At 60.3% G+C, this 20,852-nt stretch carries 23 protein-coding genes; 13 read left to right on the top strand and 10 right to left on the bottom strand.

The annotated features are described in order from the left end of the window. Positions 1-41: 41 nt before the first annotated feature. From ACNKU7_RS00115 to hslV, 3 genes are all read right to left on the bottom strand, one after another. Entirely contained in the window at positions 42-422 is a 381-nt protein-coding gene (locus tag ACNKU7_RS00115; protein ID WP_418294913.1) for a gamma-butyrobetaine hydroxylase family protein, read from the bottom strand. 73 nt (positions 423-495) lie between these two features. After that, a complete protein-coding gene (hslU, locus tag ACNKU7_RS00110) occupies positions 496-1,809 on the bottom strand; it encodes an ATP-dependent protease ATPase subunit HslU (RefSeq protein WP_418294912.1) in 1,314 nt (437 codons plus the stop codon). Positions 1,810-2,023: 214 nt separating this feature from the next. Then, positions 2,024-2,563: an ATP-dependent protease subunit HslV gene (gene hslV / locus ACNKU7_RS00105; protein WP_418294911.1), complete on the bottom strand. Its 540-nt coding sequence runs from the start codon at positions 2,561-2,563 to the stop codon at positions 2,024-2,026. Positions 2,564-2,680: 117 nt separating this feature from the next. On the opposite strand from hslV, the gene ACNKU7_RS00100 reads away from it, so the two are divergent. Beyond that, a complete protein-coding gene (locus tag ACNKU7_RS00100) occupies positions 2,681-2,914 on the top strand; it encodes a DUF2798 domain-containing protein (protein ID WP_418294910.1) in 234 nt (77 codons plus the stop codon). 10 nt (positions 2,915-2,924) lie between these two features. Here the strand turns inward: ACNKU7_RS00100 and ACNKU7_RS00095 are convergent, their stop codons facing one another. Together ACNKU7_RS00095 and ACNKU7_RS00090 are read right to left on the bottom strand one after the other, a co-directional pair. Beyond that, the gene (locus ACNKU7_RS00095) at positions 2,925-3,500 is read right to left on the bottom strand and encodes an SPOR domain-containing protein (protein ID WP_418294909.1); all 576 of its coding nucleotides are present in this window, start codon (positions 3,498-3,500) and stop codon (positions 2,925-2,927) included. 87 nt (positions 3,501-3,587) lie between these two features. Further along, positions 3,588-5,813: a primosomal protein N' gene (locus tag ACNKU7_RS00090; protein WP_418295632.1), complete on the bottom strand. Its 2,226-nt coding sequence runs from the start codon at positions 5,811-5,813 to the stop codon at positions 3,588-3,590. Positions 5,814-6,004: 191 nt separating this feature from the next. Between ACNKU7_RS00090 and rpmE the strand changes: the two genes are divergently transcribed. The 10 genes from rpmE (at position 6,005) to rsd (ending at position 13,612) form a co-directional block, all read left to right on the top strand. Beyond that, the gene (gene rpmE, locus ACNKU7_RS00085) at positions 6,005-6,217 is read left to right on the top strand and encodes a 50S ribosomal protein L31 (protein WP_418294908.1); all 213 of its coding nucleotides are present in this window, start codon (positions 6,005-6,007) and stop codon (positions 6,215-6,217) included. Between the two features lie 38 nt (positions 6,218-6,255). Continuing rightward, positions 6,256-7,065 carry a thermonuclease family protein gene (locus ACNKU7_RS00080; protein ID WP_418294907.1) on the top strand — a complete coding sequence of 270 codons (810 nt, stop codon included), beginning with the start codon at positions 6,256-6,258 and terminating at the stop codon, positions 7,063-7,065. 144 nt (positions 7,066-7,209) lie between these two features. Then, complete coding sequence (locus ACNKU7_RS00075; protein ID WP_418294906.1) at positions 7,210-8,463, top strand: malic enzyme-like NAD(P)-binding protein; 1,254 nt, start codon at positions 7,210-7,212, stop codon at positions 8,461-8,463. 122 nt (positions 8,464-8,585) lie between these two features. Continuing rightward, positions 8,586-9,068 (top strand): hypothetical protein, encoded by a 483-nt coding sequence (locus ACNKU7_RS00070; RefSeq protein ID WP_418294905.1) that lies wholly within the window; start codon positions 8,586-8,588, stop codon positions 9,066-9,068. 61 nt (positions 9,069-9,129) lie between these two features. Then, positions 9,130-10,713: a glutamate--cysteine ligase gene (gene gshA / locus ACNKU7_RS00065; protein WP_418294904.1), complete on the top strand. Its 1,584-nt coding sequence runs from the start codon at positions 9,130-9,132 to the stop codon at positions 10,711-10,713. 18 nt (positions 10,714-10,731) lie between these two features. Next, on the top strand, positions 10,732-11,322 hold the full coding sequence (locus tag ACNKU7_RS00060) for an acyl carrier protein phosphodiesterase (RefSeq protein ID WP_418294903.1): 591 nt from the start codon (positions 10,732-10,734) through the stop codon (positions 11,320-11,322). A gap of 7 nt (positions 11,323-11,329) precedes the next feature. Then, the gene (locus ACNKU7_RS00055; protein ID WP_418294902.1) at positions 11,330-11,830 is read left to right on the top strand and encodes a disulfide bond formation protein B; all 501 of its coding nucleotides are present in this window, start codon (positions 11,330-11,332) and stop codon (positions 11,828-11,830) included. Between the two features lie 24 nt (positions 11,831-11,854). Continuing rightward, the gene (locus ACNKU7_RS00050) at positions 11,855-12,268 is read left to right on the top strand and encodes a CidA/LrgA family protein (protein WP_418294901.1); all 414 of its coding nucleotides are present in this window, start codon (positions 11,855-11,857) and stop codon (positions 12,266-12,268) included. Then, positions 12,261-12,995, top strand: a complete 735-nt coding sequence (locus ACNKU7_RS00045; RefSeq protein ID WP_418294900.1) for an LrgB family protein — start codon at positions 12,261-12,263, stop codon at positions 12,993-12,995. The genes ACNKU7_RS00050 and ACNKU7_RS00045 overlap by 8 nt, the downstream gene beginning before the upstream one ends. A gap of 149 nt (positions 12,996-13,144) precedes the next feature. Continuing rightward, positions 13,145-13,612, top strand: coding sequence for a sigma D regulator (gene rsd / locus ACNKU7_RS00040; protein ID WP_418294899.1), 468 nt, complete (start codon positions 13,145-13,147; stop codon positions 13,610-13,612). A gap of 89 nt (positions 13,613-13,701) precedes the next feature. Here rsd and ACNKU7_RS00035 read toward each other — a convergent pair whose 3' ends face one another. Further along, positions 13,702-14,505: an FKBP-type peptidyl-prolyl cis-trans isomerase gene (locus ACNKU7_RS00035; protein ID WP_418294898.1), complete on the bottom strand. Its 804-nt coding sequence runs from the start codon at positions 14,503-14,505 to the stop codon at positions 13,702-13,704. Between the two features lie 435 nt (positions 14,506-14,940). Here ACNKU7_RS00035 and ACNKU7_RS00030 point away from each other — a divergent pair, with 435 nt between their 5' ends. Beyond that, the gene (locus ACNKU7_RS00030; protein WP_418294897.1) at positions 14,941-15,936 is read left to right on the top strand and encodes a histidine kinase; all 996 of its coding nucleotides are present in this window, start codon (positions 14,941-14,943) and stop codon (positions 15,934-15,936) included. Between the two features lie 19 nt (positions 15,937-15,955). Here the strand turns inward: ACNKU7_RS00030 and ACNKU7_RS00025 are convergent, their stop codons facing one another. Further along, positions 15,956-16,459, bottom strand: a complete 504-nt coding sequence (locus ACNKU7_RS00025; RefSeq protein ID WP_418294896.1) for a TIGR02444 family protein — start codon at positions 16,457-16,459, stop codon at positions 15,956-15,958. An 85-nt stretch (positions 16,460-16,544) separates the two neighbouring features. On the opposite strand from ACNKU7_RS00025, the gene ACNKU7_RS00020 reads away from it, so the two are divergent. After that, positions 16,545-18,449, top strand: coding sequence for an ABC-F family ATP-binding cassette domain-containing protein (locus ACNKU7_RS00020; RefSeq protein ID WP_418294895.1), 1,905 nt, complete (start codon positions 16,545-16,547; stop codon positions 18,447-18,449). A gap of 21 nt (positions 18,450-18,470) precedes the next feature. Here the strand turns inward: ACNKU7_RS00020 and ACNKU7_RS00015 are convergent, their stop codons facing one another. From ACNKU7_RS00015 to ACNKU7_RS00005, 3 genes are all read right to left on the bottom strand, one after another. Then, complete coding sequence (locus ACNKU7_RS00015; RefSeq protein WP_418294894.1) at positions 18,471-19,319, bottom strand: porin family protein; 849 nt, start codon at positions 19,317-19,319, stop codon at positions 18,471-18,473. Between the two features lie 104 nt (positions 19,320-19,423). Then, positions 19,424-20,161: a tRNA (guanosine(46)-N7)-methyltransferase TrmB gene (trmB, locus tag ACNKU7_RS00010; RefSeq protein WP_418294893.1), complete on the bottom strand. Its 738-nt coding sequence runs from the start codon at positions 20,159-20,161 to the stop codon at positions 19,424-19,426. Between the two features lie 209 nt (positions 20,162-20,370). After that, a complete protein-coding gene (locus ACNKU7_RS00005; RefSeq protein WP_418294892.1) occupies positions 20,371-20,748 on the bottom strand; it encodes a DUF423 domain-containing protein in 378 nt (125 codons plus the stop codon). Positions 20,749-20,852 lie beyond the last annotated feature (104 nt).

Genomic DNA, 20,852 nt, shown 5'->3' with positions numbered 1-20,852 from the left:
GATTAAATTTTTGTTAAGCGAACGAGGCACAAACGTACAGGTTATCCGCCGATAAATTTAACCGGACTTTCATCAGGGTCGCGACCCATGCCTTCTTTCTGCAGGCGCTCAAGATAGGCCTGCCATTTTTGCGCTTTCTGCTCGCACAGTTCACGCAGATAAGCCCAGGTGTAAATACCGCTATCGTGGCCGTCGTCAAAAAAAATCTGCAGCGCGTAGCGTCCCGCTGCGGCCACCTTGTCTATGCCGACATTGATTTTCCCGCTCACCAGATTGCCTTCGCCGGCGCCGTGCCCCCGGACTTCTGCGCTGGGCGAATACACCCGCAGGTATTCCGCCGGCAGGGAAAACTCACCATCGCTGTACTGCAGGATGAGTTGTTTGTCCGATTTGTTGAGGCGAATTTTTTTCGGGGCAGTCATGGAAATTCCGGTGTTACCGTTTGACCGTAGCAGGAGCCTGTTTGCATGCGAACAGGCTCCTGCCGGGAGGCGATTAGAGAATGAAGCGGGACAGGTCTTCGTCTTTGCTCAGTTCGCCCAGGTGCTTGTCAACGTAGGCAGCATCAATGTTCACAGAACTATCGCCGTCGCCACCGATGAAAGAAATCTCTTCCAGCAGTCGTTCGAGCACGGTGTGCAGGCGGCGGGCACCGATATTTTCCGTGGACTCATTCACCTCAAACGCCACTTCGGCGATGCGGCGAATACCATCTTCAGAGAAACTCAGGTTTACGCCCTCGGTTTCCATCAGCGCTTTCTGCTGTTCGGTAAGTGACGCCGAAGGCTCGGTAAGGATGCGCTGGAAATCGTTGGACGTCAGCGAGCTCAGTTCCACACGAATCGGCAGGCGTCCCTGCAATTCGGGAATCAGGTCCGAGGGCTTGGACAGGTGGAATGCACCAGATGCGATAAACAGGATGTGATCGGTCTTGAGCATGCCGTACTTGGTGGTGACGGTGCAGCCTTCGATCAGCGGCAGTAGGTCACGCTGTACCCCTTCGCGGGAAACATCGGCACCGCCACTTTCCTGACGCTTGGCCACTTTGTCAATTTCGTCGATGAAAACGATACCGTTCTGCTCTGCCGACTGGATCGCGCGGGTCTTGATCTCTTCGTCGTTGATCAGTTTGGCGGCTTCATCGTTGGTGAGCTGCTTGAGGGCCTGTTTGACGGTGAGCTTGCGCTTCTGGGTTTTGCCCTTGGACATGCTGGAGAACATGCCCTGCAGCTGGTTGGTCATCTCTTCCATACCGGGGGGCGCCATGATTTCAACACCCATGGGCGAAGCGGAAACGTCGATTTCGATTTCCTTGTCGTCGAGCTCACCTTCGCGCAGTTTTTTGCGGAAAACCTGGCGAGTGCTGGAGTCGCGGTCGCCCGGTTCGGTGGAGCGGGCGGGGGGCAGCAGGGCATCGAGAACGCGCTCTTCGGCGGCGTCCTGGGCGCGCTGCTCTACGCCGGCCATGGCGCGCTCGCGCTCGAGCTTGATCGCCATTTCCACCAGGTCGCGCACAATGGATTCCACATCGCGGCCGACGTAGCCGACTTCGGTAAATTTGGTGGCTTCAACCTTGATGAAGGGGGCACCGGCCAGTTTGGCGAGGCGGCGGGCAATTTCGGTTTTGCCGACGCCGGTGGGGCCGATCATCAGGATGTTCTTCGGGGTGATTTCGGCCCGCAGCTCTTCGCTGACCTGCATCCGGCGCCAGCGGTTGCGCAGGGCGATGGCAACGGCGCGCTTGGCATCATTCTGGCCGACGATGTGGCGGTCGAGTTCGTGGACGATTTCTCTGGGGGTCATGGACATGGTCTTTACTCGGATTCTTTCTCGCTTTGATCCAGCTTCGTTCGCTTTGGAGCCGGTGCGGTGGCGGACGGCCACCGGGGGAAGGTTTCAGGACCGCTGTGAATACATCCCTGTACGCTCTGTCGGAAACATCCCTGTTTCCGACAGTCCTGAAACCTGCCCCCGGCGTCCGCCCTTCAATTCGTGGATATTTTCTTCGTTAGAAAACCCGTGATCAGTAACTCAGCTCTTCAATCGTGTGATTGTGGTTGGTGTACACGCAGATATCGCCAGCAATTTTCAAACCCTGCTCAACAATGCTGCGCGCATCCATATCGGTGTTGTCGAGCAGCGCGCGGGCGGCGGACTGGGCAAAGGGGCCGCCGGAACCGATGGCAATCAGGTCGTCTTCCGGCTGGATGACGTCGCCGTTACCGGTCACGATCAGGCTCGCACTTTCATCGGCTACCGCCAGCAGGGCCTCGAGGCGGCGCAGGGCGCGGTCGGTGCGCCAGTCTTTGGCGAGCTCGACGGCGGCGCGGGTGAGCTGGCCGTTGTGGGCCTGCAGCTTGGCTTCGAAGCGTTCGAACAGGGTGAAGGCGTCGGCGGTTCCACCGGCAAACCCGGCGATGACTTTGTCGTTGTAGAGGCGACGGACTTTGCGGGCGTTACCCTTCATGATGGTGTTGCCCATGGAGACTTGTCCGTCACCGCCGATGACGACTTTGCCATTGCGACGGACGGAGAGAATGGTTGTACCGCGATATTGTTCCACGTGTGCCTCACTGTTCGGGTTGAGTACCTCTAAGTGTGGGCTAGGGGGCCAGATTTCAACTTCCCGGTTGGCCACCTATAATTGGCGCCAATTTTTTCATTCCCCGAGGAACGGCCTGTGGCTCGTATCAAGCGCCGGTATTACACGCTGGTTTTTGCGTTATTTATGTCGCTGTTTATGTCGGCGATGATGTCCGGTGTGGTGACGCTGATGAATACCGGCCTGACCGAGGGGTTCGTGACCCGCTGGTTCCATGCCTGGCTGGTGGCCTGGGCGATCGCGTTTCCACTGGTGTCGATCATTGCGCCGGTCGCACACTGGATTACGCAGAAGCTGGTGGCGCAGGATTGAGGCAGGCGCCTCAACCTTTCGCCGGCCGCTTCAAGACCAGCGGCATCAGGCGGTGATCCGCAAGTATTTCACGTGCTTTGGCCACCTTTGAGCGGCTGGTATAGGGCCCGACGATGACCCGGTGCCAGGTGCCGCGGCTGTCACTGGCAGACTCCACTTTGGCATCGAGGTTGGCGAGCATCAGCTGTGCGCGCAGGCGCTCGGCTTCCGCCGCATCGCGAAAGCTGGCGGCCTGCAGGATGTAGACCAGGTTGGACGACGGGTCGCTGTGATCGACGGTTTTGTTCCCATCCCCACTGCTGTCACCACTGTCGCGCACCCGCACCGGCTGGCTTTTGGGTTTGGGTACCTTGACCTCGTTCTCTTCCAGCAGGGTATAGAAGTCAAAGCGCGGTTTGGATTCGGCAGGCGCGGTCTTTTCCGCCGCTGGCTTGCTGCCTTTTGCCGAAACCTTGGCCTGCTCGGTTTTGAGGTCGTTGAGCAGGAAGATGAAAACCGCAAAGCCCCCGACGAAGTTGCCGAGCACAAACCAGACCCAGGCGGGTTTACCGGTAGATTGGTTTCGGCGGGTATTGCGGCGGCTCATGGGGATCTCTCGTAAATCTTATTGGCATTTTCAGCGGCAAATTGTACCGCCTGTTCGCGTGCGGTGCAGTCTCCGATCGGCAGCGCACTAGGACAGCTCCTGCGCATCCATGTCCACGGCCCAGCGCAGCCGGCGGTTTTTGTTGCTTTCCGCCCACTGGGTGAAGCGCGCCAGCAGGCCCTGCAACAACCCGCGCTTTTCGGCGGTGATCTGCAGGTAAAACCGGAAGCGGCCGGACTTTCTTTCCAGCAGTGCGGGCACGGGCCCCAGATACTGCAGCTGGGGCGAGGGCGGGGCCAGCGCCTGCAGGTAGTTGCGGGCGTTATTCAGGAACTCTTCCGCCCAGCGGGGCTCCTCGCACTCGGCCCGCACCAGTGCCATGGCACGGAACGGCGGCAGACCGGTGAGCTCGCGCTCTTCCAGCAGCTGGCGGGCGAAGCTTCCATAACCTTTATTCAGCAGCAATTGCAGCAGCGGGTGCTCCGGGTAGCGACTCTGCACCAGCACGTGGCCGGGCAGGTCGCCGCGACCGGCGCGGCCGGCTACCTGCTCCAGCAGCTGCCCCATGCGCTCCGGGGCGCGGAAGTCCGCACTGAACAGGCCGCCGTCGGCATCCTGGATCACCACCAGCGTGACTTTCGGCAAATGGTGCCCCTTGGCGAGCATCTGGGTGCCGAGCAACAGGCAGGGCTCACCGTTGCGCGCCGGCTCCAGCAATCGATCCAGGGCCTGCTTGCTCGAAGTGGTGTCGCGATCCACACGGATGACCGGGAAATCGCTGAAGGTGTGCGTAAGGAAGTCCTCACTGCGCTCAGTGCCGGTGCCCAGCGCATTGATATTGCGGCTATGGCACTGCGGGCAGCTGTGCACCTCCGGTTGGCGGTAATCGCAGTGGTGGCAGCGCAGGTGGCGCTGGCGCCGGTGCAGGGTGAGCTTGCTGGAGCAGTGTGGGCAATCCGCCAGCCAGCCACAGTCGTCGCAGGTCAGTGCCGGCGCATACCCGCGGCGATTGATAAACACCAGCGCCTGCTCACCGCGTGCCAGCGTATCGCGGATATGGCGCAGGGACTGGGGCGCAAAACCCTCCTGCAACGGCTGGTGCAGTGTGGGTACCAGGCTGATCTGCGGCGGGCGTGCATTGCCGGCGCGATGGCGCAGGCGCAGGTGCTGATAGCGGCCGGACAGTGCATTGTGCAGGCTTTCCAGTGACGGGGTAGCGGAGCCCAGCAGTACCGGCACACCGGCATTGCGCGCCAGCACCACCGACAGGTCGCGGGCGGAGTAGCGCACGCCATCCTGCTGCTTGAAGGAGCCATCGTGCTCCTCATCCACCAGAATCACCCCCAGCCGCGGCAGCGGGGTAAAAATGGCAGATCGCGTTCCGATCACGATATCCGCCACACCACTGGCCGCCGACAGCCAGGCGCGGGCGCGCTCGCCGTCGGCGAGGCCCGAGTGCAGGGCCGCGATACGGTGGTCGGGGAAGCGCGCAGCGATACGGCGCAGAGTCTGGGGCGTGAGGCCGATTTCAGGCACCAGCAGCAGGGCCTGGTGGCCCTCGCCCAGTGCGCGCGCCATCAGGCGCAGGTAAACCTCGGTTTTGCCGCTGCCGGTGGTGCCCTCGAGCAATGCCGCGCTGAAGTCACCCAGTGCCACTGCATCGATGACCTGTCGCTGTTCGTCGTTCAGCTCCGGCGCGGGGCGGGGCGCCACGTCTTCCATCGGCGGCGGCGCGGTGGGCCCGGCTACCCAGCGCGCGAGTCCGCGCTCGACCAGCGCCTTGCACACACTGTTGTTGAGTCCGCGCGCGTTCAGGGTGGTGCGACTCTGGCGTCCGCTGCGCAGCAACAGTTGCAGCAGCTCCTGCTGTTTTTTGGCCCGCGCCAGTGCCGTTTCCGGCAGCCCTTTGCCCTCGGTGGTGAGTTCGAGCCACTGTTCCGCCCAGTGATCCGCCGGCTTGCCTTTGCGCAGGGCCACCGGCAGCGCGGCGGCGTACAGCTCGCCAACCGGCGCCTGGTAATAGTCCGCAGCCCACTGCAGAAACTGGCGGCTGCGCAGGTCAAACAGGGGCTCGCGGTCGATGCGCTCAAGCGCCGGCTTGAGCTCAGCCAGAGGCGATTCACGAACTACATCCACCAGCACAGCCACCAGCGTGCGGTTGCCAAACGGCACCCAGTAGCGCTGACCCGGCTGCAGATCCGCTGCCGTCAGTCCCGCGGGCGGAAGGTAGTCAAACAGGCGGCGCAAGGGCACCGGAACTGCCAGGCGCAGTATGACCGGATGTTCCCGAATTTGACCGGTTTCAGCCCCCACAAGCTCCAAAGCGCTTCTCCCTACTACTGGCGCAAAAGTGGCGATGATAACGCAGAACCTTATGCTTGAATCACCGGGCTAATCTGATAGTATGCGCCGACTTTTTAAACAGCCCGGGGACCTGTCCCCTGCACCAACGACGATTCCGTGCCTGGCAAACGACCTGGTGGCGGTGTCGAAAAGAGGCCATCATGAAATCCGATATCCATCCGAACTACGTAGAAATCACTGCGACCTGCTCCTGTGGCAACACCTTCAAAATGGGTTCCACCCTGGGCAAAGATCTCCAGCTGGACGTGTGTTCCAACTGCCACCCGTTCTACACCGGCAAGCAGAAGCAAGCCAGCACCGGTGGCCGCGTAGACCGCTTCAAGAAGCGTTTCGGCAGCCGCATCGCCAAGTAACGGCAACGGTTCGCTCAGGCACCGCACCGGCATCCGACATGTGTGTTGCAGCAAAAAAGGCACCCAGGTCTTACCTCGGTGCCTTTTTTTGTGCCTTTTTGCTGCTCCTTTCTCCATTCGCGCTGGCGGATTGTGTCCTCGGCCCCACCGATGAACTGGTCGCCCTGCGCAAGGTCGTGGATGGCGACACCCTGCGTCTTAAAGACGGGCGCCGGGTGCGCCTTATCGGCGTGAATGCCCCCGAGCTGGCGCACGGTGGCCAGCGGGCGCAGCCACTGGCGAAGGAATCTAAGGAATTTGTCGAACGCTTCCTCGCCGGCGGCGACCTGGAGCTGGTCTACGATCAGGAGCGGCGCGACAAGTACGGTCGCGTTCTGGCACATGTGTATAACCACAGGGGCGACAGCCTCGAATCCGCACTGCTCGCCGCCGGGCTCGCCTTCCACGTCGCCAAGGCACCAAACCTGGCTCTGGCGGAATGTCTGGCCAGTCGCGAGGAGGAAGCGCGCCTGGCGCATCGTGGCCTCTGGGCGCCCGGTGTCTGGCCACCCTTGCGCGCGGCCGACGTGCGCCCCGGTGATGGCGGCTTCGTGCGCCTGGCGGGCAGGGTGCAGAGCGTAGACCAGAACCGCTACCTGTGGCTCGAGCTCGACGGCCCGGTAGCTGTGCGCCTCGATCCGGAACGGGATTATGGCCACTTTGACCGGCGCGATTGGCAAGGGCGTGAAATAGAAGTGAAAGGGTGGCTGGTCGACAGGGGGGCGAGATACGCATCCTCAAACAGAAAAAATAAAAGATGGTTTATTGCGGTGGATTCCGAATTTACTATCGAAATTAGGAAATATTAACCCTCCTGCTCAGTTTGTGAGCTTGTGAATTCCCAGTCGTCTCGTTATTCTTCGCTCGCTTCTTTACCCCAAGAGCCGCTACCAAGCACCGACCGCCGATCACAGAATATCGGTGGCGTTACACACCAAAGAGATGACATCCAGATGACCAAATCCCTGCGCCAGGCAGCGCTCGACTATCACGCCTTGCCGACACCGGGCAAACTTTCGGTGGAACTCACCACACCCGCCCAGACCCAGGAGGATCTGTCTCTCGCGTACAGCCCCGGCGTCGCCGAGCCAGTGCGCGAAATCGCCAAGGATCCTGAAGCAGCCTACCTCTACACCGGCAAGGGCAATCTGGTGGCGGTGATATCCAATGGCAGCGCCATCCTCGGCCTGGGTAACCTGGGTCCGCTGGCATCCAAGCCGGTAATGGAAGGCAAATCGCTGCTGTTCAAGCGCTTTGCCGATATCAACTCGGTGGATATCGAAGTTGAAGCACCGAGCCCCGAGCGCTTTATCGAAACCGTGGCCGCCATCGCCAATACCTTCGGCGGCATCAATCTCGAAGACATCAAGGCGCCGGAGTGCTTCCATATTGAAGAGGCCCTGATCGAGCGCTGTTCAGTACCGGTATTCCACGATGACCAGCACGGCACCGCGATTGTCACGGTAGCGGGCATGCTCAACGCGCTGGAAATCCAGGGGAAAAGTATTGAAGACGTGCGTATCGTGTGCCTTGGCGCCGGCGCCGCGGCAACCGCCTGCTGCAAGCTTCTGCTGGCCGCGGGCGCGCGCAAGCACCAGATCACCATGCTCGACAGCCGCGGGGTCATCCACGCGGGGCGCACCGATATCAACGCCTACAAGGGCGAGTGGGCGCGCGACACAGAAATGCGCACCCTGGACGACGCAATCGAGGGCGCCGACGTATTCCTGGGGGTTTCCGGCCCCGACCTGCTGTCGGCGGAGCAGTTGCGGCGCATGGCGGAAAAACCGGTGGTGTTCGCCTGCTCCAACCCCAACCCCGAAATTTCGCCGGAACTGGCCCACGCCACCCGCGACGACCTGATCATGGCCACCGGCCGCTCGGACTACCCGAACCAGGTCAACAATGTCCTCTGCTTCCCGTTTATCTTCCGCGGTGCCCTCGATGTGCGTGCAAGCCGCATCAACGAGGACATGAAGCTGGCTGCCATCGAGGCCATTCGCAAGATCGCCCACGAACCCGTGCCGGACTCGGTGCGTGCAGGCTACGGCGGTATCGAACTGGCGTTCGGCGCGGACTACATCCTGCCCAAGCCAACAGACCCGCGCCTGCTGCCGGAAGTGGCCGCGGCCGTAGCCCGCGCCGCCGTAGACAGTGGCGCCGCGTGCCTGCCATATCCGGAGCACTACCCGCTCAAGGGCCTCTGAGTGCGCAATCTGCAGAAGCCGGCAGGCCGGCTTCTGCCACCCTGTTTCGCCCCCCAATCCTTGAGCCTCCCCCCAGCGACCGCTAAACTGGCCTGCATGTCTGAGCAACGATGTCCCCCCGCATGAGCCAAGTCTTCGTGCTGACCAATCAGCACCAGCAGTTTTTAAGCAAAAGCAACGAATGGATCGACGGCCGCGAGAACGCCAAACTGTTCCGCACCGAATACAAAGACGTTGCGATCAACCAGATGTTCGAGGCCAATACGCGCAATGTATCCCTGCGCATCGAGCTGCTCGAATGCGAACTGGACAGCAAGCGCCAGCCCATCGTGCCGGAATCTGCCCTCAGCGAAGAGCCGTTCGCGCCCGCGGGGGCAGTGTCTGCAGAGACCGAGGTAGAAGCCGTCGGTGACCCCGAAGAGCTGCCACACACTGATCCGGCGGAGACGCCGCCGGAGTACAACCCGGAAGTGGATCCACAGCCTGCACCAGAAGTGGAACCAGAGCCCCAACCGGAGATAAATCCGGATCAGTACCCGGGTGACACCCCGGAAATCCAGCCGGATCAGCCCCTGGAATCGGCCCTCACCACACCGCAGGCTTGAGTCGCCGGGATCCGCCCCCATATCGGGCAGATTGCGAACCGGCTGCTCAAAGGAGATTCGAGTGCCCAAGTTTAATCTGGCCGATCTGGCCCAGCCGGAATCCCTGGCGTTACTAAAAGACATCCGCCGCGGGATTGAGAAAGAGAGCCTGCGCGTAACGGCGGATGGCGAGCTGGCCCAGACCGACCACCCCAGGGGCCTCGGCTCGGCCATGACCCACGACCGCATCACCACGGACTTTTCCGAGGCGCTGCTGGAATTCATCACGCCGCCGGTGGATACACCGGAGCAGGCGCTGGAAATCCTCGACCAGATCCACCGCTACACCTACAGCCAGATCGGCGAAGAGCGCCTGTGGGTCAACAGCATGCCCGGGCGCATCGGCCGCGACAACGACATCCCGGTGGCCCGCTACGGCAAGTCCCACAGCGGTACCATGAAGACGGTCTACCGCCTGGGACTCGGCCTGCGCTACGGCCGCGCCATGCAGACCATCGCCGGCATTCACTACAACTTCTCGCTACCAGACACCTTCTGGCAATGGCTGAAGGAAAAAGAGGGTAGCGATGAGGGCCTGTGCGCGTTCAAAACCCGTCGCTACTTCGACCTGATCCGCAACTTCCGTCGCCACTACTGGCTGCTGATCTATCTGTTCGGCGCGGCACCGGCAGTGTGCGGCACTTTTGTGCAGGGTCGCGAGCACAAGCTGCAGCCGTTCGATGGCGACGGTCGCAGCCTCTATGCCCCGCAGGCTACGTCGCTGCGGATGGGGGATCTGGGTTACACCAGCGATGCGCAGAAATCCCTGATCGTCTGCTACAACGAGCTGCCCAACTACCTGTCGACCCTGTGTGCAGCCATCAGTCGTCCCTACCCGCCGTATCACGAACTGGGAGTGAAGGACGCAGAAGGGAACTACCAGCAGCTCTCAACTGGCCTGCTGCAGATCGAAAACGAATTCTATTCGCCGATTCGCCCCAAGAACCCGGCCGGTATGGGGGAGACCGCGCTGTCGGCACTGGATGCACGCGGTGTGGAATACATCGAGGTGCGCTGCCTGGACCTGAACCCCTTCGTCCCGCTGGGTATCGAGGCGCCGCAGATGCGCTTCCTCGACGCATTCCTGCTGCACTGCCTGTTGAGCGACAGCCCACTGAGCGACGATGCCGACTATCGCGCGATCCAGGAAAACCAGCAGCGTATTGTCTATCGCGGTCGGGATCCGGAGCTGGAACTGATCCACAACGGCCGTGAGCGCAAACTCACCGACTGGGCCAGTGAACTGCTGGATCAGATTGACCCCATGGCGGATTTACTGGATCAGGCCTGGGGCAGTGCAGACTATCGCCGCGCGGTAAGCGCCCAGCGCGACAAGGTTTCCGGCAAAACGCTCACCCCGGCAGCACAGGTGCTGGCGGAAATGCACGAGCACAAGCAGACGTTCTTCCAGTGGGCCTCGGCCAAGGCGGAGCAACACCGGCAGTATTTCCTCGATCGCCCGCTGGACGCCAGCGAGCAGGCAGAATTTGCCCGCCTTGCCGAGGAATCCCTGCAAAAACAGCAGGCCATTGAAGACGCCGACACCGGCAGCTTCGAGGACTTCCTGGGCAAATACTACGCCCAATACACCTTCTGCCAGCGCTGATTCGCGCTCCATTACCCTGTGAACTACCTCGCCCACCTGCTGCTTTCCGGGTCCGACCCGGACTGGCAGCTGGGCGGGTTGCTCGGGGACTTCGTCAAGGGCCCACTCAAAGGCAACCTGCCTGAACCCATCGAGGCCGGGATTCGCCTGCACCGGCGCATTGACCTGCTGAGCGACAGGCACCCGGCCTACGTCGCCGCACTGAGGCGCCTCGGCCCCGAGTGGCGGCGCCTGGGCGGCATTGGTCTCGATATCTGGTTCGATCACCTGCTGGCCAGTCACTGGCAGCAGTGGCATCCCGAGACGCTGGAAACTTTTACCGAGACCTGCTGGTCAAACTTCCGCGCACGCAGGCTGTGGATACCTGAAAATGCAAAGGCATTTATTCAGCGCGCCGAGCAATTTAAACTGCTGCCCGGCTACCGCGAGGTAGCTGTGATCGAACGCACGCTCGCGCGCGTGGGCGAACGCCTGAAAAGGCCCCAGCCCCTGGCGCAACTGGTGCCCCTGTTCCTGGCCGATGCCGCCGCACTGGAGCAGGACTTTCACTCGCTGTTTACCGATTTGTCGCAACAGGCCGTACTGTTCCGGCAGCAAAATTCCGGATAATAATCACATGACCCTGCCCAACCCACGCATTACGTTCTTGCTGACTTTCCTCGCCGTTGTTTTCCTGCTCGGCGCCGCCTTCTACCTGGAATACGCCATGGGACTGGAGCCCTGCCCACTGTGTATCACTCAGCGGGTTATGTTGCTCGGGGTAGGGCTGGTCTCACTCATTGCATTCCTGCACAACCCGAAGGGCGCCAGCCAGATCGGGCGCCGTGTCTACGGCCTGCTGATTTCCCTGTGGGCAATCGGGGGGCTCTACTTCTCCGGTCGCCAGCTGTGGCTGCAGAGCCTGCCGGAAGACAAGGTGCCGGCCTGTGGCCCCGGTATTACCTATATGGTTGACGTCTTCCCGATGTCCGAGGTAATCAAAACCCTGCTTACCGGTGACGGCAACTGTGCAGAAGTGAAGTGGACCATGCTCGGCCTCTCCATCCCCGGTTGGGCGGCAGTGGGCTTTGTCGGACTGATTTTATTCGGCATCTGGCAGGCATTCCGCAAGAGCTGATCGCGCCCGGGAACACAACCCTCAATGCCTACCCTGAAAGCCGCCGTGAACTGGCTCGGCGGCGCCGCCATTCTGGTCACCTTTGAACTGATCGGCCGCAGCCTGGCCGCAGTCCTGCCAATCCCGGTACCCGGCTCGGTACTCGGCATGCTACTGCTGCTTTTGGGGTTGATGGTTTACGGCAAGGTGCCGCGCGGGCTGGCCCTGGTCAGCGAACAGCTACTCAAACTTTTGGTGCTGATATTTTTGCCGGCGGCGGTGGGCATTTACTTCCTGCGCGATCTCTCACCCCGAGACTGGTTCGCGCTGTTCGCGGCGATGACCGTGGGCACACTGGTCACACTGACCCTGAGTGGCCTGCTTCTAAACGCACTGCTCAGGCGCACGCGCCCCACGGCCAACCGCAACAATTTACCGGAGGGCGCCGGGGATGAATGAATTTCTGCGCCAGCTGCACGATGCCACGGCGGCCTTTGCCGAGCCGCTGTCCGGGCACCACCCGCTGGTGCTGTTACCGCTGAATGTCATCGCCTTCTGGCTCGGACTCAAGCTCTATCGACGCAGCGGTACGCCCATATTGCACCCGATCGTCGGTGCCAGCCTGCTGGTGTTTGTTGCGCTTGCGCTTGCGGGCACGACCTATCCCGACTACCAGCGCGGTAGCGGCTTCCTGTATTTACTCCTGGGCCCATCCGTTGTGGCGCTGGCGGTACCCCTCCGGCAAAACATCGCGATCGTGCGCCAGGCCGGCTGGCCGCTGATGCTTGGGCTGCTGATCGGTGCGGTGCTTGCACCGCTGGTAGCGGTTCTCATCGCCCTCGCACTGGGGGGCAGCCTCACTGTCCTGCTGGCGCTTACCACCAAATCGGTGACCACCCCTGTGGCACTGGCACTGGCGGAGGAAATGGGCGCAATACAGAGCCTGACCGCAGGCGTGGTGGCGTTCACCGGCATTGTCGGTGCGGTATTTGGTCCGGCCATCCTGAAGCGGCTGGAAATCACGGATCACCGGGTAGTCGGCTTCGCCATCGGCGTCAATGCCCATGCCATTGGCACTGTACGCGCGCTGGAAATCAGTGCGCTCTGCGGCGCCTTTTCTGCTCTGGCCATGGGACTTTGCGGTGCACTGACCGCACTGCTCTTACCACTTTTTAGCTCTCTCTAGAAGCGCTTTCGGCAAGCGCGCACAAAACTGGCGCAGATACCGGCGGCGCGCTTGCCCACGGCGGGTGAAGCTTCTATCTTCCTAATAACGCATTCTCGAATTCACCGACTTTTGGAAGCTGCAGCGACGTAACATAAGGAAACCCGGAGATGTTGGAAAACTGCAAATCTGCACGAGAGCGCTGGGGTGGCGTCAGCGAGATCATTGACCGCTGGCTACACTCCCGCCAGAACCTGCTTGTGAGCTTTTGTCACCTGTCTGAAAAAAAGGCCTTTGAAGACGGCGACAAAGAAGCAGAAGGCAACCTGCGCGAACTGTGCCAGCAGTTGGTGGATTATGTTTCTGCCGGCCACTTTGAAATCTACGACCAGCTGATACAGGAAGGCCAGGCATTTGGCGACTCCGAAGGCCTGCAGCAGGCCAAGGCGCTATACCGGGAAATCGATGCTACTACGGATGTGGCCGTGGATTTCAACGACAAATACCAGGAAACCGATGACCTGAGCGCACTGAGTCAGGATTTGTCCAATCTGGGGGTCGCCCTGGAAACCCGGTTTGCCGCGGAAGACCGGATGATCGACACCCTGCATACCGCGCACAAAAACCAGCTGGCGTGACGCCACCCACAAACCTGGGCCGGCTTATAGTACAGAAACAAAAAAAGGGGCAGAAAGCCCCTTTTTTATGCGTTGATTGCCGCAGGCGATTACTCGCCCTGGTTATCGTCCGCTGGCTGATCTTCTTCGGTCGCCTTCTCTTCCGCAGCGCCCTGATCCTTGCTGACATCCGCCTTGTGCAGTTCCACCTCGAAAATAAGGGTGGAGTTCGGGCCAATCAGGCCACCAGCACCGCCCGGACCGTAGGCCAGGTCGGAGGGAATGTACAGCTCCCACTTGGCTCCTTCTTTCATCAGCTGCAGCGCTTCAGTCCAGCCCTTGATCACACCATTGACCGGGAACTGAACCGGCTGGCCGTTCTTGTAGGAGCTGTCAAACTCGGTTCCGTCAATCAGGGTGCCCTTGTAATCCACTTCAACCACGCTGGTCTCTGTCGGGCTGTCACCACTGCCTTCAGTGATGATTTTGTACTGCAGACCGGATTCGGTAGTCTGCACACCTTCTTTTTTGGCGTTCTCTTCCAGGAACTTCTTGCCTTCTTCGAGATTCTTATCGGCGCTCGCCTTGAAATCGGCTTCCTGCTTGGCCATCAGCTCTTTCTGTTTGGCCTGCATGTTTTCCTGGAATACAGAGATTACTTTCTGCTTCTCCTCATCGCTGAGACGGGAATCGCGATCGCTCGCCACGTCTTCCAGAGCCATAGCCACGATCTTAGGATCCAGGGCAACTTCCTGGGTCTTCAGGCGACGCGCCATATCTTCAGCAATGATATAGCTGACTTTCTGCTCCTGGGTCTCCAGGGCAATTTCTGCAGAACCAGCCGACTCCTGCTTGTTACAGCCGACCAGCGCAATGCCCAGAGCAACCGCAGCAGCCAAAGAAGTTTTATTCATGAGAATCGTCTCTTTATTTCCGTGAAGCTTTGATTATGTATATACAGAGTTCCATACCCTGCGTGCCGTTGTACACCCAGAGCCGCTCGCGCATTGTGCGACAAGTCACAGTTGAGCATTTGCTTACGCGTGCCGGCAGGCTAACTGGCGACGAGCAAGTCTAACCCATGCCTACAGTCGGTGCACATCACGGCAATTGAGACCACGGGTCTGCACAAAGAATTCCCCGGCGATACCAACCGTGAGCGCGCTCAGCCCAGAAGGTTTTAACACCGATAAAATGCTTCAAAAGCCGTAACCACAGGGATGCACTTCACAAATAACAGCGCTATTATCAGCGTTCAACCCGCGAATATTTCACGCTACGGAGAGGTGGTCCGAGCGGAAGTATCCGGCTCTCGACTATTCCCGAACACCAACCTCAGGATTTGACCCATGGCCGCCAAACGCAAAGCCGATGTTTCTATTGCAGACATAGAAAAACAGATTGCCAAGCTGACCACCCAACTGGACAAAGCACGCATCAAGGAAGTTACCGACGCTGGCAAGAATGTACAAAAGGCCACCAAGGCGGAAACCAGCGCAAAAGCCCAGCTGAGCAAAGCCAAGGATAAGCTGGCTACAGCCAAGGCCGCTGTTACCAAGGCGAAAACACCGGCGGCGAAAAACTCCGCCAAGAAAAAAGTGGATGCGGCAAAAGCAGCCGTAACCAAGCTCGACAAAGCCGCCAAAGACGCCAGTAAAGCAGCCACTGAAGCCAAGGCCGCTGAGGCTGCGGCGAAACTCGCAGCCAAGACTGCTGAAACCCTGCAGAAGGCTGCGGCAGTCACCACCAAGAAAGTGATTGCTGCTAACAAGCCGAAATCCAAGAAAGCTGCGACCAAGAAAGCTGCAGCCAAGAAAGCCTCTGCAAAAAGCGCAACCAAATCTGCAACCAAGAAGGCCGCAGAGAAGCCGGCCACAGGCGCCAAGAAGGCAGCCCCGAAAAAAGCCGCGGCAAAGAAAGCACCGGCCAAAAAGAGTAGCGTAAAGGCCACTGCGAAGCCCGCTGCGGCGAAAGCCGACAACAAAGCGGACGCTAGCACGCCAGCAGCCAAGCCGGCCGCGAAGAAAGCGGCAGCCCAGCCTGCTGCAAAAAAGCCCGCGAGCAAGAAGGCCACTGTTAAAAAAGCCGCGGCAAAATCCGCCGGTAAAACCAATGGCAGCAAACCTGCGGCTGCCAAGCCCGACTCAGCACCGGCCGTTTCCACGACCGTAGAGCCGGTGATGGGTAAAACGTCTGAGCCCAAACCCCTGGTTCCGGAATCAAGCCCGGCTGCAGTGACTCCGGTGACGCCGACCATTACCCCGAGCACGCCGCCCAACAGCCTGTTTGCCAGCGAGCCGGAAAACAAGCATTACGGCCCCGAAGAGCACAAGCACAAGTATTGAGAAAAATACGCGGGTATAACTATTTGACCGGGTCGATATTTGCCCGGCTGTACGCGTCGATCAGGCCCGCCCAGCGGGCCTGATCTTTTTGCAGCAGACCATATTGCTGTCCCGCCAGTTCCAGCGGGGATCGGTTCTCCGGCCAGTGTTCCCCGTGCAGTTTCCACAGTGCCGCCAACTGCCGCTGCTCCATGCGCAATTCGCAGCGCTTGCACCACTCGTATACGCTACCGCCTTTATTGACCCGCCCCAGCAGCCTTCGCAGGTTGCGCAGGCTATTGATCATGCGCCGGCGCGGCGCAAGTCCGCGATCCGCTACCTGCCAGCTTTCATCGCTGAGCTGGCGTCCACACGCAGTGGCATAGCTGGCCCACAGCAGGAGGCATACATCCGCGCCGCGACTGTCCTGGCAGTTGAGCAGAAATTCAGCCACCTCAGGCTGGCGATAAAACTCAAGGCTGAACTGCCAGAGGGGGTTCTGCAGCGGTTCTGCTGGCGGAGATGGAGGTGCGGTTGCGGTCACGTTAGAATCCCGGCGATTTGTTATGCCGATAGCATAGGACAGTTATGCACAAGACAAATGTCGGCAGCATCATAGAGGTTATCCAGTGATTAATCTGCAAGGCGTCTCACTGCAAATTGGTGGGCGCGATCTGTTACGCAACGCAAGCTGCCGTATCTTTCCCGGCCAGAAGGTAGGCGTCATTGGCGCCAATGGCTGCGGTAAGTCCACCCTGTTCAAGCTGCTGCTTAAGCAGCAAGACAGCGATGCCGGCAGTGTGGACGTTCCGGCAAACTGGGAAGTCGCCCATATGGCACAGGAGGTGTCAGCCACTGATCGCAGTGCGCTGGAATACGCCCTGGATGGCGATCACCGCCTGCGCGCGCTGCAGCGGGAGCTGGATGCCGCCGAGACCGATGGCACCGACGGCAAGCGTATCGGCGAACTGCACGAGCGCATGGCGGCCATCGATGGCTACAGCGGCCCTGCGCGCGCGGCACAGCTCCTGGACGGCCTCGGGTTTTCCCACGCCGACCAGCAGCGTCCGGTGAAAAGCTTTTCCGGCGGCTGGCGCATTCGCCTGAACCTGGCCCGCGCCTTGATGTGCCCGGCAGACCTGCTGTTGCTGGACGAGCCCACCAACCACCTGGATCTGGATGCGACCCTGTGGCTCGAACAGTGGTTGCAGCGCTTTCCCGGTACCCTGCTGATCATTTCCCACGACCGCGATTTCCTCGACGCGGTGGTCAACAACATCGTCAGCTTCGAACAGCAGGAGCTGGTTTTGTACAGCGGCAACTACACCGCGTTTGAGCGCGCGCGCGCCGAGCGCCTGGCCCAGCAGCAGGTTCAGTACGAGAAGCAACAGGCAGAGCGCGCGCACATGGAAGACTTCGTGCGCCGCTTCCGGGCAAAGGCGACCAAAGCGAAGCAGGCCCAGAGCCGGCTCAAAGCCCTGGATCGGATGGCGGAAATCGCCCCGGCCCATATCGATTCGCCATTCCGCTTCCGATTGCCCGCAGCGGACAAGGTTTCCAACCCGCTGATTGACCTGCGCGAGGCGGAAATCGGCTACCCCGGCAAGCCGGTGTTGCAAAGGGTGCAACTCGGTATCCAGCCAGGCCGGCGCATCGGTCTGCTCGGCCCCAACGGTGCCGGCAAGTCTTCACTGATCAAGACACTCGCCGGCGACCTGCCGGTGCTCAGCGGCGAGCGGCAATGTGGCGAGCACCTGAAGATCGGCTATTTCGCCCAGCACCAGCTGGAAGCGCTGGATGCCAACGCCTCGCCGCTACTGCATGTACAGCGACTGTCGCCGGAAGCCAGCGAGCAGCAGGTGCGGGATTTCCTTGGCGGCTACGGCTTTGTCGGCGATCGCGTTTTCGAACCGGTAGGGGGCTTTTCCGGCGGCGAGAAGGCCCGGGTTGCGCTGGCATTGCTTGCCTGGCAAAAGCCAAACCTGCTGCTGCTCGATGAGCCCACCAACCACCTGGATCTGGAGATGCGCCATGCGCTGACCATGGCACTGGCGGAGTTCCCCGGCGCCGTCGTGCTGGTGTCACACGACCGCCACCTGCTGGCCAACACCACCGACGAGTTTATTCTGGTCGCCAATGGCCGCGCCGAGCCCTACGACGGCGACCTGGACGACTACAAACAGTGGCTGCTGAGCTTCCGTCGCCAGGAGAAGCAGGAAGAAACGGCGTCAGTGAACGCGGAAAAACCCACTGAGGACAAGAAAGCGCAACGCCGAGCCGCGGCTGCCCTGCGCGAACAGCTCAAGCCCCTGACCAACAAACTCAAGAGCATCGAGCAGAAAATGGCGAAGGCCGAGCAGGCTCTGGCACAGGTCGAGGCACAGCTGGCCGACGAAAACCTCTACAGCGGCGGCCAGCAGGATGAAATTGCGCGCCTGACCCAAGCCCAGGGGCAAGCGCGGGAAGCGCTTGATAAGCTGGAGATGGAATGGCTCGAAGTCTCGGAGGCATTGGAGGCGGCGCGCGGCGACTGACGCCGCCGCCGTTGCGCGTGGCTATTTTGCGAAGTCAGCAGGGTCGTAGGATGGCCGCCCGCAGCCATCCTCGTTTACGGTTACGCCCATGGGGGTCATCGCGCAGCGATCCAGGTAGTCCGGAACCCCGTCGCCATCGCTGTCGATTGGACAGCCGCGGAAGTCTACATCCAGGCCTGCAGGCGTCTGCGGGCACTCATCGGCATCGTCCAGCACGCCGTCGCCATCGCGGTCATACACGATCGGATCCGCACCCCACTGGTAACCGATGCTAAGGCTGAGAAAGCTGTCCAGACCGCCTTCCTCAACGCCCTGGAAGCCGCGGGCATCACCACGCACTTGCCAGCGCGGCCCGAGGCGGTATTTCAGGCCAGCGCCGAAATTGACCATGGTCTGGCGGCGATACCAGTCGAAGCTGACATCACTGGAGTCCTCATCCACCCGCAGCTCTCCCGCTCCGAACACGAGATAGGGCTGCCAGTCAAAGTTTCCACAGAAGCGGCCACCAAACTGGTACAGCAGGTCGAAGTGGTAATTGGAGACCCGAACATCCAGGTCGGTATCGTCGACATTCACGCTGAACAGGTCGTAGACGCCTTCGATCGCCCAGCGGTCGTTGATGTTGTAGCCAAAGCCTATGCCGCCACCGGCGGTGTCTTCCAGCTCGAGTCCGAAGTAGGGGGTGCCATCCAGCCGCTTGTCGTCAAACCAGTACTGGCCGGCGTTGAGATAGAGGTTTAGCGTGCCCTCGCGGTCGGCAAGGGCCTGGCTGCTCAGTAGAAAACCGAAACAGCCGATCAGCAGGGAGAAGATTTGCAGGCCGCGATGCGTACTCAGCGGCCCGCAGGATCCATTACGTCTTGTTGTCATTGTTGCTCCGGAGCTTCCGTTTACCGGCGGTAAACTGAAGATAGCAAATTCCGTTGGCCAGGCGCCCGGAGCAGTTGATTATTTATGACGCGCTTCGCACCCCGTTAAACCCGGCGATACAACAGATCCCAGACGCCGTGTCCCAGGCGCTCACCGCGGCGCTCGAACTTGGTCTGCGGGCGGAATTCCGGGCGCGGGGCGTAGTTACCTTTGCCCGCGGTGTTTTCCAGCATTTGTTCTGCTTCCAGAACTTCCAGCATCTGTTCGGCGTAGTTTTCCCAATCGGTCGCCATATGCATCAGGCCACCGGGTTTCAGCTTGCTGCACAGGAGCCTGACGAATTCCGGCTGCACGATACGACGCTTGTTGTGCTTTTTCTTGTGCCAGGGATCCGGGAAATACAGCTGGAACCGGTCAAGGCTGGCGTCGGGAATACAATCGTTCAGTACGTCGATGGCGTCAGCCATATACACGCGCAGGTTTTTGACTTCGGCCTTGCCTGCATTATTGATCAGTCGACCCACACCAGGCGGGTGGACTTCGATGCCGATAAAGTCTTTGTCGGTTTCCGCCTGTGTCATTTCCAGCAGGGAGTCGCCCATACCGAAGCCGATTTCCAGCACCACCGGCGCTTCACGCCCGAAGATTTCTTTCGGGTCGATACCACCACCGTACAGGGAAAGGCCGTAGGGAGCCCAGTAGGTATCAAACGCCTTGCGCTGACCTTCGGTCATGCGTCCGCCGCGGATGACGTAGCTGCGGATGGATTTCTTTTTGAATTCGGTGCGGTAGGGGAAGTCTTCTTCCTCGTTACCTTCTTGGTTTGTGGGTTCTTCTTGCATCATGTACCTCGGGCCTACGTCGCTACCTTCAGGTGCTTCGCAGCTAGTGCTGGGGCGGTCAAGCACCGGGTACGGGTTTTCGGAACCGCGGTAAACCCATCCCTGGGCGCTGCGGCGCAAACATCCTGTTTGCGACGCTTCCGAAAACCCGTACCCGGCACTTGGCCTTCAATTCATGTTTTTGGGCTCTAACCACCTTAGTTTGGTGATTACTTTGAATAATTTAGTGCGGCGATAAACAGTGCTATCCATCCACCAATCATCAGCGATCCGCCAAGTGGGGTGATTGGCCCCAGGATTCTCGGGCCACCGAAGGTCAGGCCATAAAGACTACCGGAGAAAAGCAGGATACCGATAGCAAACAGGGCACCGCTGACCACCAGTGAGGTTTTTGCTCCGATCTGATGTATCAGGATAGCCACGGCGATAAGCGCCAGGGCGTGGATCATCTGGTAGTGCACACCGGTTTTATAGGCTTCCAGCAGGTTTTCTGCGACTTTGTTGCGCAGGCCATGGGCGCCGAAGGCTCCCAGGGCAACGCCGGTGCCACCAAAAAATGCAGCGAGCAGTAAATACAATTTAGCCATCAATTTTCCCTTCCAAAAATGGCTTGCGAGGCAGATTTGTCCAACGCGAAGGGGGATTGCTGGGGGCGGGTATTCAGAAGCGTCGGCGACAGGACGTCGCCGAC

Origin of the sequence: Microbulbifer weihaiensis (assembly GCF_048323715.1) — a bacterium.
Classification (GTDB): domain Bacteria; phylum Pseudomonadota; class Gammaproteobacteria; order Pseudomonadales; family Cellvibrionaceae; genus Microbulbifer.
The sequence above is the reverse complement of the archived record's forward strand: the minus strand, read 5'-3'. Positions and strand labels throughout refer to the sequence as shown.

Bases quoted from the DNA above. Each gene is read 5' to 3' on its own strand.
- ACNKU7_RS00055 (WP_418294902.1), top strand. From the start codon at position 11,330: ATGACCCTGCCCAACCCACGCATTACGTTCTTGCTGACTTTCCTCGCC.
- ACNKU7_RS00075 (WP_418294906.1), top strand. From the start codon at position 7,210: ATGACCAAATCCCTGCGCCAGGCAGCGCTCGACTATCACGCCTTGCCG.
- hslU (WP_418294912.1), bottom strand. From the start codon at position 1,809: ATGTCCATGACCCCCAGAGAAATCGTCCACGAACTCGACCGCCACATC.
- ACNKU7_RS00015 (WP_418294894.1), bottom strand. From the start codon at position 19,319: ATGACAACAAGACGTAATGGATCCTGCGGGCCGCTGAGTACGCATCGC.
- trmB (WP_418294893.1), bottom strand. From the start codon at position 20,161: ATGCAAGAAGAACCCACAAACCAAGAAGGTAACGAGGAAGAAGACTTC.
- ACNKU7_RS00030 (WP_418294897.1), top strand. From the start codon at position 14,941: ATGGCCGCCAAACGCAAAGCCGATGTTTCTATTGCAGACATAGAAAAA.
- rsd (WP_418294899.1), top strand. From the start codon at position 13,145: ATGTTGGAAAACTGCAAATCTGCACGAGAGCGCTGGGGTGGCGTCAGC.
- ACNKU7_RS00115 (WP_418294913.1), bottom strand. From the start codon at position 422: ATGACTGCCCCGAAAAAAATTCGCCTCAACAAATCGGACAAACAACTC.
- ACNKU7_RS00095 (WP_418294909.1), bottom strand. From the start codon at position 3,500: ATGAGCCGCCGCAATACCCGCCGAAACCAATCTACCGGTAAACCCGCC.
- ACNKU7_RS00080 (WP_418294907.1), top strand. From the start codon at position 6,256: ATGTGTGTTGCAGCAAAAAAGGCACCCAGGTCTTACCTCGGTGCCTTT.
- ACNKU7_RS00035 (WP_418294898.1), bottom strand. From the start codon at position 14,505: ATGAATAAAACTTCTTTGGCTGCTGCGGTTGCTCTGGGCATTGCGCTG.
- ACNKU7_RS00045 (WP_418294900.1), top strand. From the start codon at position 12,261: ATGAATGAATTTCTGCGCCAGCTGCACGATGCCACGGCGGCCTTTGCC.
- rpmE (WP_418294908.1), top strand. From the start codon at position 6,005: ATGAAATCCGATATCCATCCGAACTACGTAGAAATCACTGCGACCTGC.
- ACNKU7_RS00005 (WP_418294892.1), bottom strand. From the start codon at position 20,748: ATGGCTAAATTGTATTTACTGCTCGCTGCATTTTTTGGTGGCACCGGC.
- ACNKU7_RS00050 (WP_418294901.1), top strand. From the start codon at position 11,855: ATGCCTACCCTGAAAGCCGCCGTGAACTGGCTCGGCGGCGCCGCCATT.
- ACNKU7_RS00070 (WP_418294905.1), top strand. From the start codon at position 8,586: ATGAGCCAAGTCTTCGTGCTGACCAATCAGCACCAGCAGTTTTTAAGC.